At 62.0% G+C, this 16,608-nt stretch carries 10 protein-coding genes and 1 tRNA gene; 4 read left to right on the top strand and 7 right to left on the bottom strand.

What is annotated here, in order from left to right:
• Positions 1 to 88: 88 nt before the first annotated feature.
• Together B0E51_RS08265 and B0E51_RS08260 are read left to right on the top strand one after the other, a co-directional pair.
• Positions 89 to 3,025: a GGDEF domain-containing protein gene (locus B0E51_RS08265; RefSeq protein ID WP_077444426.1), complete on the top strand. Its 2,937-nt coding sequence runs from the start codon at positions 89 to 91 to the stop codon at positions 3,023 to 3,025.
• Positions 3,026 to 3,450: 425 nt separating this feature from the next.
• Entirely contained in the window at positions 3,451 to 3,963 is a 513-nt protein-coding gene (locus tag B0E51_RS08260) for a hypothetical protein (protein WP_143525850.1), read from the top strand.
• Between the two features lie 487 nt (positions 3,964 to 4,450).
• On the opposite strand, the gene B0E51_RS08255 is transcribed toward B0E51_RS08260, so the two are convergent.
• Positions 4,451 to 4,525, bottom strand: a tRNA-Val gene (locus B0E51_RS08255).
• Between the two features lie 163 nt (positions 4,526 to 4,688).
• Between B0E51_RS08255 and B0E51_RS08250 the strand changes: the two genes are divergently transcribed.
• Positions 4,689 to 5,030, top strand: a complete 342-nt coding sequence (locus B0E51_RS08250) for a lipid-A-disaccharide synthase N-terminal domain-containing protein (RefSeq protein ID WP_077444424.1) — start codon at positions 4,689 to 4,691, stop codon at positions 5,028 to 5,030.
• A 63-nt stretch (positions 5,031 to 5,093) separates the two neighbouring features.
• Here B0E51_RS08250 and metH read toward each other — a convergent pair whose 3' ends face one another.
• Genes metH through B0E51_RS08235 form a run of 4 tightly spaced genes read right to left on the bottom strand, consistent with a single transcriptional unit; the run spans position 5,094 to position 10,014 of the window.
• Positions 5,094 to 7,811, bottom strand: coding sequence for a methionine synthase (gene metH, locus B0E51_RS08245; protein ID WP_077444423.1), 2,718 nt, complete (start codon positions 7,809 to 7,811; stop codon positions 5,094 to 5,096).
• Complete coding sequence (locus B0E51_RS19650; RefSeq protein WP_217333092.1) at positions 7,808 to 7,957, bottom strand: hypothetical protein; 150 nt, start codon at positions 7,955 to 7,957, stop codon at positions 7,808 to 7,810. The genes metH and B0E51_RS19650 overlap by 4 nt, the downstream gene beginning before the upstream one ends.
• Positions 7,954 to 9,051, bottom strand: coding sequence for a homocysteine S-methyltransferase family protein (locus B0E51_RS08240; RefSeq protein ID WP_077444422.1), 1,098 nt, complete (start codon positions 9,049 to 9,051; stop codon positions 7,954 to 7,956). Before B0E51_RS08240 ends, B0E51_RS19650 begins: the two co-directional genes overlap by 4 nt.
• A 33-nt stretch (positions 9,052 to 9,084) precedes the next feature.
• Positions 9,085 to 10,014: a metalloregulator ArsR/SmtB family transcription factor gene (locus B0E51_RS08235; protein ID WP_077444421.1), complete on the bottom strand. Its 930-nt coding sequence runs from the start codon at positions 10,012 to 10,014 to the stop codon at positions 9,085 to 9,087.
• A 204-nt stretch (positions 10,015 to 10,218) separates the two neighbouring features.
• Between B0E51_RS08235 and B0E51_RS08230 the strand changes: the two genes are divergently transcribed.
• Positions 10,219 to 11,379, top strand: coding sequence for an acyl-CoA dehydrogenase family protein (locus B0E51_RS08230; protein WP_077444420.1), 1,161 nt, complete (start codon positions 10,219 to 10,221; stop codon positions 11,377 to 11,379).
• A gap of 220 nt (positions 11,380 to 11,599) precedes the next feature.
• Here the strand turns inward: B0E51_RS08230 and B0E51_RS08225 are convergent, their stop codons facing one another.
• Positions 11,600 to 14,842: a multidrug efflux RND transporter permease subunit gene (locus B0E51_RS08225; protein WP_077444419.1), complete on the bottom strand. Its 3,243-nt coding sequence runs from the start codon at positions 14,840 to 14,842 to the stop codon at positions 11,600 to 11,602.
• 12 nt (positions 14,843 to 14,854) lie between these two features.
• Positions 14,855 to 16,072 carry an efflux RND transporter periplasmic adaptor subunit gene (locus B0E51_RS08220; protein WP_077444418.1) on the bottom strand — a complete coding sequence of 406 codons (1,218 nt, stop codon included), beginning with the start codon at positions 16,070 to 16,072 and terminating at the stop codon, positions 14,855 to 14,857.
• Positions 16,073 to 16,608 lie beyond the last annotated feature (536 nt).

Below are 16,608 nucleotides of genomic sequence, written 5' to 3'. Positions count from 1 at the left end.
TCACTGCTTGGTAACATGAGATCGGAGCAGGGGAGCTCCGTGTCAAGCTGGATCCAGGGATCGGGTGTGCCGTCATGGAGCAGCACCAATGAGCCACCTCCAACAGCAAGTTCCACCACGCCAGGTACCGATCGATGCGGTGTGGCTGGAAGGCCTGATCGACGCAGTGACGGTGCAGGCGGTGAGCGAGCAGGTGCTGGCGCTGGCCGGCAGACAGTCCGGTTGCCAATCGGCCAGATTGATCTGGATGGATGAGCTGCCCGATGCGGCAACGGCCATCAGTGCCGATCAGAGAGTGTTTGCAAGAAGCTTCTTGAACAGCGATGAGAAGATGCAGGCCAGGACCGACGGTCTGCGCTGGGCGTTTCGCCTCTCGCATGATCTTCCCGTCGTCTTGCTGGTCGACTTTCGCATCCTCCCGCTGACGCACGAACTGCAGTCGACCCTGCTCCCCGGATTGCTGGTCGCCGGTCGTCATCTGGCGCATGTACTCGAGCTGGAGAAACTGCGTGGCGCGCAGCAGCAGCTGGAGCGCTCGGAACACCTGCAGCAGGCCCTGTTCGCCATATCGGAACTGGCTGGATCGGATCGGGACATGCCGGATCTGCTGTGCGGCATCCACGGGATCATCCGCCAGCTGATGTATGCGGAGAATTTCTACATCGTGCGGTATGACGCCGTTCGCCAGACGGTGCATTTCCTGTACTTCGTCGACACGGTCGATCTGCACGGGCCGGATACCACGTGCGAGGTGACGCTGGAAAGTCGTCGCGGCAGTCTGACCTGGCACCTGCTGACCACCGGCAAGTCGTTGATGGGAAGTCCGCAGGAGCTGGATGCGCAGGTCAATGGCACGTCGGCATCGTTTGGGCCGGAGAGTGTCGACTGGCTGGGCGTGCCCATGGTGCGTAACGGCGAGGTGCAAGGCGCACTGGTCGTGCAGAGTTACCGGCCGGGCATGGAGTACTCCGAGAATGACCGCACGTTGCTGACCTTCGTGGCCAATCACATCCTCGCCGTGCTCGAACGCAAGCGCACCATGGACGACCAGGAGCGGCGAGTGCGTCAGCGCACCCAGCAGCTGGACACGCTCAATCGCGAACTCAGGCAGAAAGTGATCGAACGCCAGCATGCCGTGCAGCTGCAGGTGACGCTGTTCCAGCTGGCGCAACTGGCTACATCGGATCTTGCCGAAGAGGACTTCTACGCACACGTCCACACGGCAGTCGGACAGCTCCTTGAATCCGAGAATTTCTTCATTGCCCTGGTCAGCGATGACCAGCAGCGACTGGAATTCCCCTACTACGTCGATGGTGGCGTGCGGCGCGAGACATCGCGACCACTCGGTCGCGGGATCAGCGAGTACGTGCTGCGGCGTGGCAGTTCATGGCTGGGCAGCGCCAGTGATATCGAGGCGTTGTCGCGTGCCGGCGAGATGACGCCGGTGACCGCCGGCAAGCCACCGGCGTGCTGGCTCGGGGTGCCGCTGCGGGTCGACGAGATCGTGATTGGGCTGGTGGCGGTCCAGAGCTACAAGAGCGACAGCAGTTACGGGGAGGCCGACAGGGATCTGCTGGAATTCGTGGCCATGCAGATCGCCAACAGCATCTATCGCCGGCGCGCTGCAACGGCGTTGCAGCATGCCAATGCCAGGCTGGAGCAGCGCGTTGCGGAGCGCACGCGGGAGCTGCACGCCGAAGTGGCGCGCCGCGAGAAGACCCAGCAACAACTTCGCCATCAAGTGTTGCACGACACGCTGACCGGATTGCCGAACCGGACTGCGATGCGCGAGCAGCTGGAACGTCGCCTGGCCGTGATGCAAAACGAAATCGGGCGCCACTGCGTGCTGATGTATCTGGACGTCGATCGCTTCAAGCTGGTCAACGACACGCTGGGTCATCTCGCCGGGGATGCATTCCTGCAGGTGATCGCGCAGCGCCTGCGCTATTGCATCAATGAGCCGGATATCTCGGCCCGGCTCTCCGGCGACGAATTCGCCATCCTGATCGAGGACGTCGCGAATACCGCCCGGGTGGAGGAGATTGCCCAGCGCGTGATGAGCGTGCTGTGCGAGCCCACGCGCATTGCCGGCAAGGAACTGGAGCCTTCGGTCAGCATGGGCATTGCCGTGGGCGACAGCAGCTACACCGACGCGGATGCGCTGCTGCACGACGCCGATATCGCGCTCTATCGCGCCAAGGAACTCGGGCGCAAGCGCTACGCGATATTCGACAAGTCACTGACACAAGTGACGGTGGACATCTTCACGCTGGGACGCGAGATCCGTCACGCCCTGCAGCATGGCGAGTTCGAGCCTTATTTCCAGCCGATCCTGAGCCTGGCGGATGGCCAGGTGGTGGGCTACGAAGCACTGTTGCGCTGGAACCATCCCAGTCGCGGGCTGCTGGCGCCGAACGATTTCCTGCGCGTCGCCCAGGATTTCGGTTATCTCGAGGAGATCGACTGGTTTCTGTTCGGCCGTGCCTTCGAGTGTTTCCTTGCACTCAACACCCAAGGCAGGTTCCTGACCATCAATGTCTCGCCCTTGCACCTGCGGCATCCCGATTTCGACCAGCGGCTGCTGTCGCTGCTCGATCGCTCCGGAATCGAACGGGAGCAACTGGTCATCGAAGTGACCGAAGGTGCATTGCTGGACGACACCGAACGCGTGCGTACCATGCTCGAGCGGCTGGACGTGGCCGGCGTACGCGCAGCGCTGGACGATTTCGGTACCGGCTATTCCTCGCTCAGCTACCTGCACACACTGCCGCTGCACAAGCTGAAGATCGACCAGTCCTTCGTGCACTCCCTGAATCGAAGCGCCTACAACGGCAGCAATGCGGTCGTCGGTGCCATTCTGGCCCTGGGGCGCGCGCTGGACCTGTTCGTGGTCGCCGAGGGCATCGAGACGGTTGCACAGCGTGACCAGTTGCTGGCCATGGGTTGCCAGTACGGGCAGGGCTTCCTGCTGGGCGCGCCGGCACCGCTGGCGCATTGGCTGACGGGTGCGGGCTTCATTGCCTGACGCAGCGCGATACAGAAATCTTGGTCGTGCGATCTCTTTGCGAAAGCGGTAATCCAGTGTCTCGTATGACCTGAAACGGCCGAAGTCACTGGATTACCGCTTTCGCGGCAATGACGAAAAGTGAGCTTTCGCGCTTGAGTAAGTGCCATTCGTGCCTGATGCCATTTTTTCGCCCGCGCGATCACCATGCACGCCACGCGAACTGGATCAGGATGGCCGGTGCCGATGAGCGGAAAAGCGTGCCGGGCGAAACCGATCACAAAGTCCCGGTGTTTCTCAACAGCACTGCTAAAGTGCTCGTTGGGAGATCTGCCGATGGCTCTCGCGTAGACGCTGACGTATTCAGTCTCATATCGTTTCCATGGCATAGGCAGCTCTTCAATTTACATACACTTCTGAAGCCAACTGGTTGCACAGGAAACGCGATGGACTCCATGATCAAGATGCCTTCCGCATCGGTGGCCACACTCCAGAACCTTCAGGCCCGGTGGGTATTCGGCAATGTCTCGGACATGCTGCGGCAGCAAATCGTGGAATTCTGGTTGCAGGAAGGAGCATTGACGAATCCAGACGAAGCTTGGCGCCGTTCATTCGAGGTGGCATGTGTTCTCCAGGAGATGGAGAGCGGCCGTATCGCAGGCGCTTGCACGGTGGCGATTCTTCTGGATGATCATGGCGCATCTTTTGGATTCGTTCGTCTGTTCATCCGGCCAGCCAGTCGGCTGCTGGGTTTGAATGTTCGTTTGATGGAGACGATGATCCAGGGCTTCAAAGCCATGGTGCATGAACGTGGCGCACCTCGCCGTCTGATTGTCACTCTCGACAATCACAAGATAGAACGTCGGGCTGCTCAGAGAATCATGGGAAGACTGGGTTTCGTCCATGCCGGCAAAGCGCCCAGTGGAAAATTCATCATGCAATGTAATCTGACGTCATAACGCAATCAGTCATAGGCGAGTCACACGCCACAAATGCCACGATCGGGTCATGTACCGATGCGCCGCTCGAGCATGCTTGCCATGGAGCATGGCTGCGATCCAGCATCAATTCGAAGTTCGCAACTTTCGATCCAGCAGCTTTGAATACCTGACGATCAAAGCAGCTTTCGTATCGCCCCGTCCGTATTCGCAAAACGAAAAGGCCACCGATGAGGTAGCCTTTTGTGGAATCTGATGATGGGCGATGCAAGGATCGAACTTGCGACACCTGCCGTGTGAAGTGCCCGTTGCTACACGCACGCTACGTTTGTCATGGTGCCCAAACGACGAAACCGACCACGTGGGTCGGTTTCCAGATCAATGGTGGGCGATGCAAGGATCGAACTTGCGGCACCTGCCGTGTGAAGTGCCCGTTGCTACACGCACGCTACGTTTGTCATGGTGCCCAAACGACGAAACCGACCACGTGGGTCGGTTTCCAGATCAATGGTGGGCGATGCAAGGATCGAACTTGCGACACCTGCCGTGTGAAGGCAGTGCTCTACCGCTGAGCTAATCGCCCGCCGAGAACGCGGAATTTTAGGGGGAGTCGTGGTGCGGGTCAATAGTTGGCGCTGGTTTGCGTCCACGGACAAGGCGCTTTGCCTAGCTGCGGTCCGGCTAGGCGGCAGCGCGGTTTGGGGGTTGTAAACTCGCCGTTCTTCCAACCCCCAAAGCACCCGACCATGGACTTTCTCAGCACTCAACTTGCCCACATCCTGCACGCGCTGCAGAATTTCCAGCTGACGCCGTGGAAGGTCGTTGGTCTGCTCGGCTCGGTGATGTTCACCAGCCGCTGGTTCGTGCAGCTGTACTACACGCGCAAGCACAAGCGGGTGGTGATGCCGCTGTCGTTCTGGTGGCTGTCGGTGGTGGGCAGTGCGTTGTTGCTGGCTTATTTCACGGTCGGCAAGAACGATTCGGTGGGCATCATCTCGAATTTCTTCCCGGCCTTCGTCTCGGTCTACAACCTGGTCGTGCACCTGCGCCATCACAAGAACAGCATTACTGGCGACACGATTGAGTGACCGCCAGTCAGTGAGTGGGTGCCCAAAACTGCCCGGAATCGCGGCAAAAGCTGCCCGGAACAATCATTCAGGATCGTAATCGAGGTTGGAGGCTAGCCAGCGTTCGGCTTCGGCCAGTGTCCAGCCTTTGCGTCGCGCGTAGTCCTCGACCTGATCCTTGCCGAGGCGGCCCACCACGAAGTACTGGCTTTCCGGATGCGAGTAGTACCAGCCGGAGACTGCAGCTGTGGGGTACATCGCGAAGCCTTCGGTCAGTTCGATGCCGGTGTTGCGGGTGACGTCGAGCAGTGTGAACAGCGCGGTCTTCTCGGTGTGATCGGGACAGGCCGGGTAGCCGGGGGCGGGGCGGATGCCGCGGTATTTCTCGGCGATGAGTTCGTCGTTGCCGAGTGATTCGTCCGGCACAAAACCCCAGAATTCGCGACGCACGCGTTCGTGCATATGCTCGGCGAATGCTTCGGCGAGACGATCGGCGAGTGCCTTCAACAGAATCGACGAATAATCGTCGTAATCGGCTTCGAAGCGCGCCAGATGCTCTTCGATGCCGATGCCCGCGGTGACCGCGAAGGCGCCGATCCAGTCGGTTTTGCCGCACTCTATCGGCGCAATGAAATCCGCCAGGCAAAAATCGGGACGCTCGACCGGCTTGTCGACCTGCTGACGCAAGCTGTGCAGGGTGGCCAAGAGCGGCCCCCTTTCGCCTTCGGCGCGCGGGGGAAGGGAAGGTGCATAGATCTCCACGTCATCGCCGATATTCGCGGCAGGCCACAGACCTATCACTGCGCGAGCGGTCAGCCACTTCGCGGCGACGATCTTGTCCAGCATTGCCTGCGCATCGCCGAACAGTTCGCTGGCCTGGGTGCCTACCACGGCATCGGTGAGGATGGCCGGGTAGTGACCGGCCAGTTCCCACGCCTGGAAGAACGGCGTCCAGTCGATGTACGGGCGCAGCGTGGCCAGATCATATTCGTCGAATACGGTGATTCCGGGTTTATTCGGCTGGGGTGGTTCGTACGCAGCCCAGTCGCAGCTGAAACGCTGCGTACGTGCTTTCGAAAGCGGCACGAGCTGCTTGCCCGGGCCACGGTTGCGGTGCCGCTCGCGCACGTCGGCGTAGTCGGCGCGCACTTTGGCCAGGAACTCGTCAACCAGCTCCTTGCTGACCAGCGACTGCGCCACACCGACGGCGCGTGAGGCATCCTTCACCCACACGGTGCCCGCCTTGTAGTGCGGTTCGATCTTCAATGCGGTGTGCGCGCGCGAGGTGGTGGCGCCACCGATCAGCAGCGGGATGTGGAAGTCCTGCCGCTGCATCTCGCGTGCGACCTGGCTCATTTCCTCCAGCGACGGCGTGATCAGACCGGACAGGCCGATCATGTCGGCCTTCTCGGCGATCGCGGCCTCGAGGATTTTCTGTGCCGGCACCATCACACCGAGATCGATCACCTCGAAGTTGTTGCAGCGGAGCACCACGCCGACGATGTTCTTGCCGATGTCGTGCACGTCGCCCTTGACTGTGGCCATGATGATCTTGCCGTTGTTCTTGCCGGTGTCGCCGGTGCGCAGCTTCTCCGCCTCGATGTACGGCAGCAGATAGGCCACCGCCTTCTTCATCACGCGGGCGGACTTCACCACCTGCGGCAGGAACATCTTGCCGGCGCCGAACAGGTCGCCGACCACGTTCATGCCGTCCATCAACGGTCCTTCGATCACGTCGAGAGGGCGTGTCGACAGCTGCCGCGCTTCTTCGGTGTCTTCGACCACATACTGGTCGATGCCGTGTACCAGCGCGTGGCTGAGACGCTCGCGCACGGGTTTCTCGCGCCAGGCCAGTGTCTCGACCACGGCTTCGCCGCGCTTGCCCTTGTAGTTGTCGGCGATCTCCAGCAGGCGCTCGGTGGCGTCCTCGCGGCGGTTCAGCACCACGTCCTCGACACGCTCGCGCAGCGGCGGATCGATGTCGTCCATGATCGTCAGCGCGCCGGCGTTGACGATACCCATGTCCATGCCGGCACGGATCGCGTGGTACAGGAAGACCGAGTGGATCGCCTCGCGCACGACGTTGTTGCCGCGGAACGAGAACGACACGTTGGAGACGCCGCCGGAGATGTGGCAGTCCGGGAAGCGCTTCTTCAACTCGTGAGTGGCTTCGATGAAATCCACCGCGTAGTTGTTGTGCTCCTCGATGCCGGTGGCGATCGCGAAGATGTTCGGGTCGAAGATGATGTCTTCGGGCAGGAAGTCGAGTTCCTTCGTCAGCAATTCGTAGGCGCGCGAACAGATCTCCACCTTGCGTGCGCAGGTATCGGCCTGACCCTGTTCGTCGAACGCCATCACCACCGCGGCGGCGCCGTACTGCTGCACCTTGCGCGCGTGTTCGAGGAACTGCGCTTCGCCTTCCTTCATCGAGATCGAATTGACGATGCCCTTGCCCTGCAGGCAGCGCAGGCCGGCCTCGATCACCGTCCACTTGGACGAGTCGATCATGAACGGTACGCGGGCGATATCCGGCTCGGAGGAGATCAGGTTCACGAAGCGGGTCATCGCCGCTTCGGAATCGATCAGGCCTTCGTCCATGTTGATGTCGATGATTTGCGCGCCGTTTTCGACCTGCTGGCGGGCCACCTCGACGGCTTCGTCGTAGCGGTCTTCCTTGATCAGTTTCTTGAACTGCGCCGAGCCGGTGACGTTGGTGCGCTCGCCGACGTTGATGAACAGCAGGTCAGGCGTGATGACCAGCGGTTCGAGGCCGGACAGGCGGGTGTGACGTGCCGTATTCATTCGTTTTCGTGTGCCTTGTTGTTCTCGTGCTCGTCATTCCCGCGAAAGCGGGAATCCATCTTCGTCGCTGCCACGGCAACGTGGATTCCCGCCTTCGCGGGAATGGCGTCTGGATACAAGTCGGGTATCGGTTGGTGCACGCTCATGCAGCCTTCGATACTGTGCCGGGCAGTGCGCGCGGTGGATGGTTGCGCACTGCCTCGGCGATGGCCTTGATATGCGCGGGCGTGGTGCCGCAGCAGCCGCCGACGAGGTTCAGCAGGCCATCGCGGGCGAAGCCACCGATGATGTCCGCCATGTGCTCGGGCGATTCATCGTATTCGCCGAACGCGTTCGGCAGACCGGCGTTCGGGTGGGTGCTGACATAGCTTTCGGCAATGCTGGATAGCGTCTGCACATGGGGTCGCAGGTCCTCGGCGCCCAGCGCGCAGTTGAAGCCCACCGACAACGGTCGTGCGTGGCGCACCGAGTAGTAGAAGGCCTCGGCGGTCTGGCCCGACAAGGTGCGACCGGAGCGGTCGGTGATGGTACCGGAGATCATCACCGGCATCCGCGCGCCGCGCTGGTGGAACAGTTCGCTCAGCGCGAACAGCGCGGCCTTCGCGTTCAAGGTGTCGAAGATCGTCTCGACCATGATCACGTCGGCGCCGCCGTCGATCAGGCCGTTGGCGGATTCGGTGTAGTTCTCGGCCAGTTCCTCGAACGTGACGTTGCGGAAACCCGGGTCGTTGACATCCGGCGACAGCGAGGCAGTGCGGCTGGTCGGGCCGAGCACGCCGATCACGAAGCGCGGCTGATGCGGGGTTTTTGCGGTCATCGCATCGCAGGCGGCGCGCGCCAGCCGGGCGCCTTCGAGGTTCAATTCGTGGGCCAGATGCTGCAACTGGTAATCGGCCTGGCTGATCCGGGTCGAGTTGAAGGTATTGGTCTCGACCAGGTCGGCGCCGGCTTCGAGATAGGCCTCGTGCACGCTGCGGATGATTTCCGGCCTGGTCAGGGTGAGCAGGTCGTTGTTGCCCTTGAGGTCGCAGCTACCCGGATGTTCGTGGGCCGGATGTTCATGGGCATGCACATGATCGTCGTGACCATGCTCGAAACGTTCGCCGCGGAAGCCATGCTCATCCAGCTCGTGCGCCTGCAACATGGTGCCCATGCCGCCATCGAGTATCAGGATGCGTCGGCGCAACGCCTGCTCCAGCAGGGCGACGCGTTCGGGATGGAGCCAGGGCAGGGTACTCATCAAACTTCCTTTGGTTAAGCAGTGCAGCGGTGTTCAAGCCGGCTTGCGTGCGAGCAGACTGATCACTTCGAAATGCGGTGCCTTGCGTTCGCGGCTGAGCCGGGTGCAACTCATGACGTCGAGGCCGGCTGCACGGGCGAAGCCGTCGAGCTGCTCGCTGTGGAAACCGAGGTTGCGATGGTTGAACGGTTCGACGGCGGCGCGGTGGTCGTGCTGGCCCAGTGTCACCGCGAGCAGGCGGCCGCCGGGGCGAAGCAGTCGCGCGGCCTCGGCCACGGCCTGGGCGGGATGTTCGGCATAAGTCAGCGCGTGCAGCATCAGCACCAGATCGAAGCGCTGATCGCCCAGCTCCAGTGCATGCATGTCGCCCTGGCGCACCTGCACGTTGGCAAAGGGCTTCAGCCGTTTTGCTGCGGCCTCGACCACACGTTCGCTTGAATCCACGCAAACGATCGAATGCGCATGCGGTGCCAGCAATTCGGCGGTGATGCCGTCGCCGGAAGCGATGTCGAGTACGTCACCGGTGCCCAGCAATTGCAGCAGCGAGCGCGCTAGCGTCTCCCAGGTGCGACCGGGCGAATAGTGGCGCTCCATGTCGCCGGCAACGGTGTCGGCCCAGCCTTCCTCACGCGCGCGGTTTGCCAGCACGCCAGGCAGGCGTGCGCTGTCTTCGCGCAGCAGCGCGTCGTCGATGCTTTCGCGCAGCGAGCCGAGCAGGCTGTGCTGGGCTTCGTCGCCTTCGTTGTTGGCGCGGTAATAGGCTGAGACGCCGGCGCGGCGGTCGCGTACCAGGCCAGCCTCCTTCAACTTGGCCAGGTGCGTGGATACGCGCGGCTGCGCCAGATGCAGCACGGCGGCCAGCTCGGCCACGGTGAGTTCTTCATGTTCGAGCAACGCCAGCAGGCGCACGCGGGTGGGGTCGGCCAGCAGCCGGAGGACACTGGAGGCGGTCGCCAGATCCATCGGGTATCCTTATATCGCGATACAGAGATAACAAGTCTGGCCTTGGTTTGCAGGGGCGTCAAGCGGCAGATGGGCCGGGGCTATCGTGATGGGCGCTGCGCCGCGACACGACGCAGATGACACGGGTCGTTACAATAGGCGGCTGGCCTCTGGCCAAAGATTTCGTCTTGATCAGCCGCTGCATGCGGCGTCCGGGAGTAGTACATGGATTTCCGTTTTACTGAAGACCAGTTGTCGATCCAGTCGATCGCCCGCGATTTCGCGCAGAAGCGCATCGTGCCGGTGGCCGCCGAGCTGGACGCCAGGGGCGAGTTTCCGCTGGAGAACATCCGCGAGATGGGCCAGCTCGGCCTGATGGGCATAGAAGTGCCGCATGAGTACGGTGGCGCCGGCATGGACCCGATCGCCTATGTGCTGGCGATGATCGAGATCGCCGCGGCCGATGCGGCCACCGCGACGATCATGTCGGTGAACAATTCGCTGTTTTGCAACGGCATCCTCAAGCATGGCAACGAGGAGCAGAAGCAGAAGTACGTGCGTGCGATCGCCCAGGGCGAGGCGATCGGCGCTTATGCGTTGACCGAGCCGCAGTCCGGCTCCGACGCTTCGGCGATGCATACCCGCGCCGCGAAGAATGCGAACGGTGACTGGGTGATCAACGGCAAGAAGAGCTGGATCACCTCCGGCCCCGTTGCGCGCTACATCGTGCTGTTCGCGATCTCCACCCCGGGTATCGGCGCCAAGGGCGTCTCGGCCTTCATCATCGACACCCAGCTGCCGGGCTTCCATGCCGGCAAGAGCGAGCCGAAACTTGGCATCCGCGCCTCGGCCACCTGCGAGATCGAGTTCACCGATTACGTCCTGCCGAAGGAAAACCTGCTGGGCGAGGAGGGCAAGGGCTTCTCGATCGCGATGGGCGTGCTCGACGCCGGCCGCATCGGCATCGCTTCGCAGGCCGTGGGCATTGCTCGCGCCGCGTACGAGGCCACGCTGCAGTGGTCGCGTGACCGCAAGGCGTTCGGTGTACCGATCGGCACGTTCCAGATGACCCAGTCGAAGATCGCCGACATGAAATGCAAGCTGGATGCAGCGACCCTGCTGACGTTGCGCGCGGCATGGACCAAGGGCGAAACCGAAAAGCACGGCGGCCGCTTCGGTACCGAGGCCGCAGTGGCCAAGCTCACCGCGTCGGAAGCAGCCATGTGGATCAGTCACCAGGCTGTGCAGATCCATGGTGGCATGGGCTACTCGAAGGAGATGCCGCTGGAGCGCTACTTCCGCGACGCCAAGATCACCGAGATCTACGAAGGGACCAGCGAGATCCAGCGTATGGTGATCGCGCGTGCGGAAACCGGTTTGCGTTGAGAGCGAGGAGTGAGTGAGGAGTGAGGAGTGAGAGAAAGCTCGCGCCTCCGGTATTCACGGTGGCTTCGAAGCAAGAAAGCAGCGAAGAAGAACTCACGACCCATTGTCTCGCACCAAAGTAAAAGGCCCCGGTTTGCGCCGGGGCCTTTTACTTTGGTCTAGCGGTGAGCTGGAGGAGCGCGGGCCTTTCTCTCGCTCCTCTCCACTCACTCCTCCGTTCTTACGCCCCGCGATGCGGGTCGGAGTCGAACGACTGCATTCCACCGTGACCGGCGGCCGGCGCCGGCGGTGTATCACCGTCCAGCTTGTCACCCAGCATGCGCCGCACCACCACGTAAAACACCGGAATCAGCAGCAGGCCGAAGAAGGTGGCGAAGATCATGCCGCCAATCACGCCGGTGCCGATTTCATGACGGGAGACCGCGCCTGCACCGCTGGAGATGACCAGCGGAAACACGCCCAGGATGAAGGCCATCGAGGTCATCAGGATCGGGCGCAAGCGCAGCCGGGCTGCCGTGAGCACGGCCTCGAACAGCGGCTTGCCGGCAGCCTGTTGCTCCACCGCGAACTCGACGATCAGGATCGCGTTCTTGGCTGCGAGACCCATGACGGTAACCAAGCCGATCTTGAAGTAGATATCGTTGGGCGTGCCGGTCAGCAAGCAGAACGTCACCATGCCCAGCAGGCCAAGCGGCACCACCAGCAACACGGCGAGCGGGATCGACCAGCTTTCATACAGCGCCGACAGGCACAGGAACACGACCAGGATCGACATCAGCAACAGTACCGTGGCCGAGTTGCCGGCCAGCACTTCCTGATACGACTGGCCGGTCCAATCCGAGGCGAAGCCGCCTGGCAGGTCCTTGTCGATGATGTTCTGCAGCGCCTGCATGGCCTGGCCGGTGGAGTAGCCCGGCGCGGAATTGCCCACGATTTCCACGGCGGAATAGCCGTTGTAGCGTGGCAGCGAGACCGGTCCCATGCCCCAGTCGGCCTTCACCACGCTGGACAGCGGCACCATGTTGTACGGGCTGATCGAGTTGTTGCTGGCCGAGGGATTGACCTGAGCGACGGTGCCGTTGCTGCTGGTTGCATTGCTGATGCCGCTTGGCGTGTAGATGTGTTGCAGGGCATCCATGCCCATGCGGTAGGGCGCATCAGCTTGCATATACACGCGCTTGATGCGGCCCCCGTAATTGAACTGGTTGATGTAGTTCGGCGCCAGCAGCAAGCGCAGGGCATCGTATACATCGGTGAGCGACAGGCCCATGGTCTGGGCCTGCACGCGGTCGACGCTCATTTGCAACTGCGGCGCTTCCGGCAGCGAGTTGGGGCGGATGCCATATAGCGTGGGATCCTTGCCAGCCTTGGCTAGCAGGGTTCCCATTGCTTGCGCCAATTCGCCACGCGTTTGACCGGCACGCGCCTGAAGGTACATGTCGACGCCACCGAACTGGCTGAGGCCGCGGATGGTCGGCAGGTTCACCACGAAAATCTGTGCGCCGGTGATGCTGTGCAGGATCCCGTTGGCCTGCGGGATCAATTGCATCGCGGTTTGCGAGCGCTTGTCCCAGGGTGTCAGCTTGATGAAGGCCATGCCGACGTTTTCGGCGTTGCCGACGAAGCTGAAACCTTCCGGCTGGAAGATCGCCACGATGTCCTTGCCGATGGGACTGTGCACAAGCTTGTCCCGGATCTCGGTCATCACCTGGTTGGTGCGTTGCAGGGTGGCGCCAGGCGGCAGGGAAATCACCGCCAGCATGAAGCCTTGATCTTCGTCAGGCACGAAACTGGTCGGCACACGGGTGTACAGAAACCCGGCCAGTACGGTGACCAGGGCGAACGCCAGCATCCAGCGTGGGGCATGGCGTACCGCACTGCCGACGTGGCCGTGATAGGTACGTGTCACCCAGTCGAAGGTCTTGTTGAACCAGCTGAAGGCGAAATTCTTCTTCTCGTTATGAGTCGGCTTGAGCAGGCTCGCGCACAGCGCCGGAGTGAACGACAGCGCCAGGAACGCCGAAAACGCCATCGAGATCGCGATGGTCAGTGCGAACTGGGCATACACGATGCCGGTAGCGCCCGGCTGCAGGGCCGAGGGCACGAACACGGCTGTCAGCACCACGGTGATCGCCACGATTGCGCCGGTAATCTGGCCCATCGCCTTGCGCGCGGCAGCCTTGGGCTCCAGATGCTCCTCGCTCATGATGCGTTCGACGTTCTCGATCACCACGATCGCGTCGTCCACCACGATGCCGATCGCCAGCACCATGCCGAACAAGGTGAGCTGGTTGAGCGAGTAATGCAGCAGATACAGACCGATGAAGGTGCCCAGCAAGGCCACCGGAATCACCAGCGTGGGGATGATGGTGGCCCGGATGTTCTGCAGGAAGATCAGCATCACCAGGAACACCAGCACGATCGCCTCGAGCAGGGTGTGCACCACATCGGTGATCGAGGCGACGATGAACGGGGTGGTGTCGTAGGGCACGTCCCATTGCACGCCGGGCGGGAGATCCTTGGCCAGTACCGCCATCTGCGATTTCACCGCCTCTGCCACGGAAAGTGCGTTGGCACCGGGCAGCAGGAACAGGCCCAGGCCGCCCGCCGGTTTGCCCTTGTAGATGGCCGCCGAACCATAATTCTGCGGTCCGAACGTGATGCGGGCGACGTCGCTCAGGTGGACGGTGGTGCCATCGTTGTTGGTGAGCAGGATGATGTTGCGGAACTGCTCCAGCGACGAAAACAGCGTGTCGGCCGCGACGGTGGCGGTGAACTCCTGCCCCTTGGTGGATGGGTCGGCACCCAGGGAGCCTGCAGCGAACTGCGCGTTCTGCGAGCTGACGGCGCTCAGGACCTGGCTGGCCGAAAGCCCATAGCCTTGCAGCTTGTCCGGATCCAGCCAGATACGCACGGCGTACTCCGAACCGAGCTCGAAGGTGTTGCCGATGCCGTTGATGCGGGAGACCACGGGCTGGATCTGCGAGGCGACGATATCGGCGAGGCGCGCCGCGTCGATCGACGGATTGTCGGAGGTCAGGCCGATAAACATCAGAATGTCGGGGCTGGCCTTGGCCACCACCACGCCCTGCTGGGTCACCGAGGCCGGCAGCAGCGGCTGCGACAGGGTGACCTTGTTCTGCACCTGCACCTGGGCGATATCGGGGTTGGTACCCGTGGCGAAGGTGAGGGTGATCGTGCTGCTGCCACTGGAGTTGGACGACGAGCTGAAATACATCAGGTTGTCGATGCCGGTGAGCTGCTGCTCGATCACCTGGGTAACCGTCGACTCCATCGTCGCGGCGCTGGCGCCGGGATAGCTCGCACTGATCGTCACTTGAGGCGGTGCGATATCAGGATAGGAATCGATGCCCAGGTTGAGCATCGCGATGATGCCGCCCAGCGAGATCAGGATGGCGACCACCCAGGCAAAAATCGGGCGGTCGATAAAGAAACTTGGCATGAGACGGCTTCCTTACTGCTTGTTGCCGGCGGATTGACCGCCTTGTGCCGAGGCGGAATTGGCCTGAGCCGATGTGTCTTGCGATGGCTGCCACGGCGACGCTTTGGCAGGGCCGCCTTCTTTCACGCCCTGCAGCCCCGTCACGATCACCTGGTCGCCTGCGCCGAGGCCGCTGGTCACTATCCAGTTGTCGCGGTAGCTGTTGCGAGCACTCACGTCCTTGCGCACGACCTTGTTGTCCTGGCCGACTACCAGTGCATAGGCACCGACGGAGTCGCGCAGCAGGGCTTGCTGAGGAATCAGGAACACATGGTTCAGCTGGCCGAGGTTGACGCTGAGGTTGACGTACATGCCTGGCAACAGCTGGTGCTGCGGGTTGGGCACCAGGGCGCGCAGGTTGACGGCGCCGGTGGTCGCGTTCACCGACACATCGGAAAAGTCCAGCGTGCCGAGCTGATCGAACTTGCTGCCGTCGGGCAGGGTGATCTGCACGGTGGTCTTGTCCTGTGTGGAGAGCGCAACGCTGCCCTTGCTCTTCGCCTGTTGCAGCATCGACAGCTCGGCCGCGCTGATGGTGAAGTTCACGTACAGCTGGTCGATCTGCTGGACGGTGGTCAGCAGGGTGCCGCCGGAGCCGACATCGCTGGTGCCATTGCCCACGGTCGCGCCGACGGTGACCTGCTGCTGGCCGGCGATACCGTCGATCGGCGAGGTCACCTTGGTATAGCCCAGATTGACCCGGGCGCTGGCCACGCCCGCCTGATCAGCCTGGACCTTGGCCGCTGCCGTGCGCACGGCGGCGTTGTCGTTGTCCACCTGCTGTTGCGACACATAGCCCTGGGGTATGAGCTTGTGATCACGCTCGGCGGTGACGCGGGCGTTCGTATACGTGGCCTGGTCCTGGGCCAGGATGCTCCGGGCGTTGTTGAGCTGGGTCTGGTAGTAGGCCGGGTCGATTTCAAACAGCAGTTGGCCCTGCTTCACTGCACTGCCTTCCGTGTAATTGCGCTTGAGCAGCACCCCGGAGACGCGCGCGGTCACGTTGGCGCTGTAATAGGGTGAAAGCCGGCCGGACGTATCCCTGGCCAGGGGTACGTTTTCCGGGTGCGCCGTGATTACGCCTACCTCTGGCGTCATCTGCGGCGGACCTTGGGTCTTGCCATTGCCGCAGGCGGCAAGCGTCAGCAGGCTCAGGCACAGCAACGGTGCGCGCAGTAGAGAGGACTTCATGAGAGCTCCGGGACTTGCGTGATCGGGGGAATGGGTGGGCGTCGTGGCGCGCGCAGCAGATCCGACAACCAGATACTGCATCGCGATCCATCTGTCTTGTGTCATTGGTTGGCCTGGCCATCGCTGGCCGTGGTCATTTCTGCCTGGTCGTGTCGCGAATGTTGCCGTCATGCGCCTTCGATTCAGACTATACCGGTCAGTTTACATTTTATTTGTGCCGCGAATCCAGTCATTGACATGACGACGGCGATCTGGACAAAACGAGCGACGCGATCGCCCGCATGTCACATCGTTGCCGCGACTTGATGGTCATGATGAGGACGGGCCTGGTTCATGCGCTGCAACGTTTCGGATTGCATGGCATGCATGGTTTGAAGTCATCCGCCTAATAAGAGTTGGCGGGTGATGGTCACAAGGCTGGTCGATACGACGATTCCATGCGCGCGGGCATGGTGCGAATTGGCGCGGCGCGGGTGGATTCACCCTGACGCGGAGCGTATCCTTCCAAGGCTTTATCACCCACATTCCCTATCCTC

It is taken from the genome of Rhodanobacter sp. C05 (assembly GCF_002001165.1).
Classification (GTDB): Bacteria; Pseudomonadota; Gammaproteobacteria; order Xanthomonadales; family Rhodanobacteraceae; genus Rhodanobacter.
The sequence above is the reverse complement of the archived record's forward strand: the minus strand, read 5'-3'. Positions and strand labels throughout refer to the sequence as shown.

Coding starts and splice junctions, on each gene's coding strand:
- B0E51_RS08265 (WP_077444426.1), top strand. CDS start 89: ATGAGCCACCTCCAACAGCAAGTTCCACCACGCCAGGTACCGATCGAT.
- B0E51_RS08260 (WP_143525850.1), top strand. CDS start 3,451: ATGGACTCCATGATCAAGATGCCTTCCGCATCGGTGGCCACACTCCAG.
- B0E51_RS08250 (WP_077444424.1), top strand. CDS start 4,689: ATGGACTTTCTCAGCACTCAACTTGCCCACATCCTGCACGCGCTGCAG.
- metH (WP_077444423.1), bottom strand. CDS start 7,811: ATGAATACGGCACGTCACACCCGCCTGTCCGGCCTCGAACCGCTGGTC.
- B0E51_RS19650 (WP_217333092.1), bottom strand. CDS start 7,957: ATGAGCGTGCACCAACCGATACCCGACTTGTATCCAGACGCCATTCCC.
- B0E51_RS08240 (WP_077444422.1), bottom strand. CDS start 9,051: ATGAGTACCCTGCCCTGGCTCCATCCCGAACGCGTCGCCCTGCTGGAG.
- B0E51_RS08235 (WP_077444421.1), bottom strand. CDS start 10,014: ATGGATCTGGCGACCGCCTCCAGTGTCCTCCGGCTGCTGGCCGACCCC.
- B0E51_RS08230 (WP_077444420.1), top strand. CDS start 10,219: ATGGATTTCCGTTTTACTGAAGACCAGTTGTCGATCCAGTCGATCGCC.
- B0E51_RS08225 (WP_077444419.1), bottom strand. CDS start 14,842: ATGCCAAGTTTCTTTATCGACCGCCCGATTTTTGCCTGGGTGGTCGCC.
- B0E51_RS08220 (WP_077444418.1), bottom strand. CDS start 16,072: ATGAAGTCCTCTCTACTGCGCGCACCGTTGCTGTGCCTGAGCCTGCTG.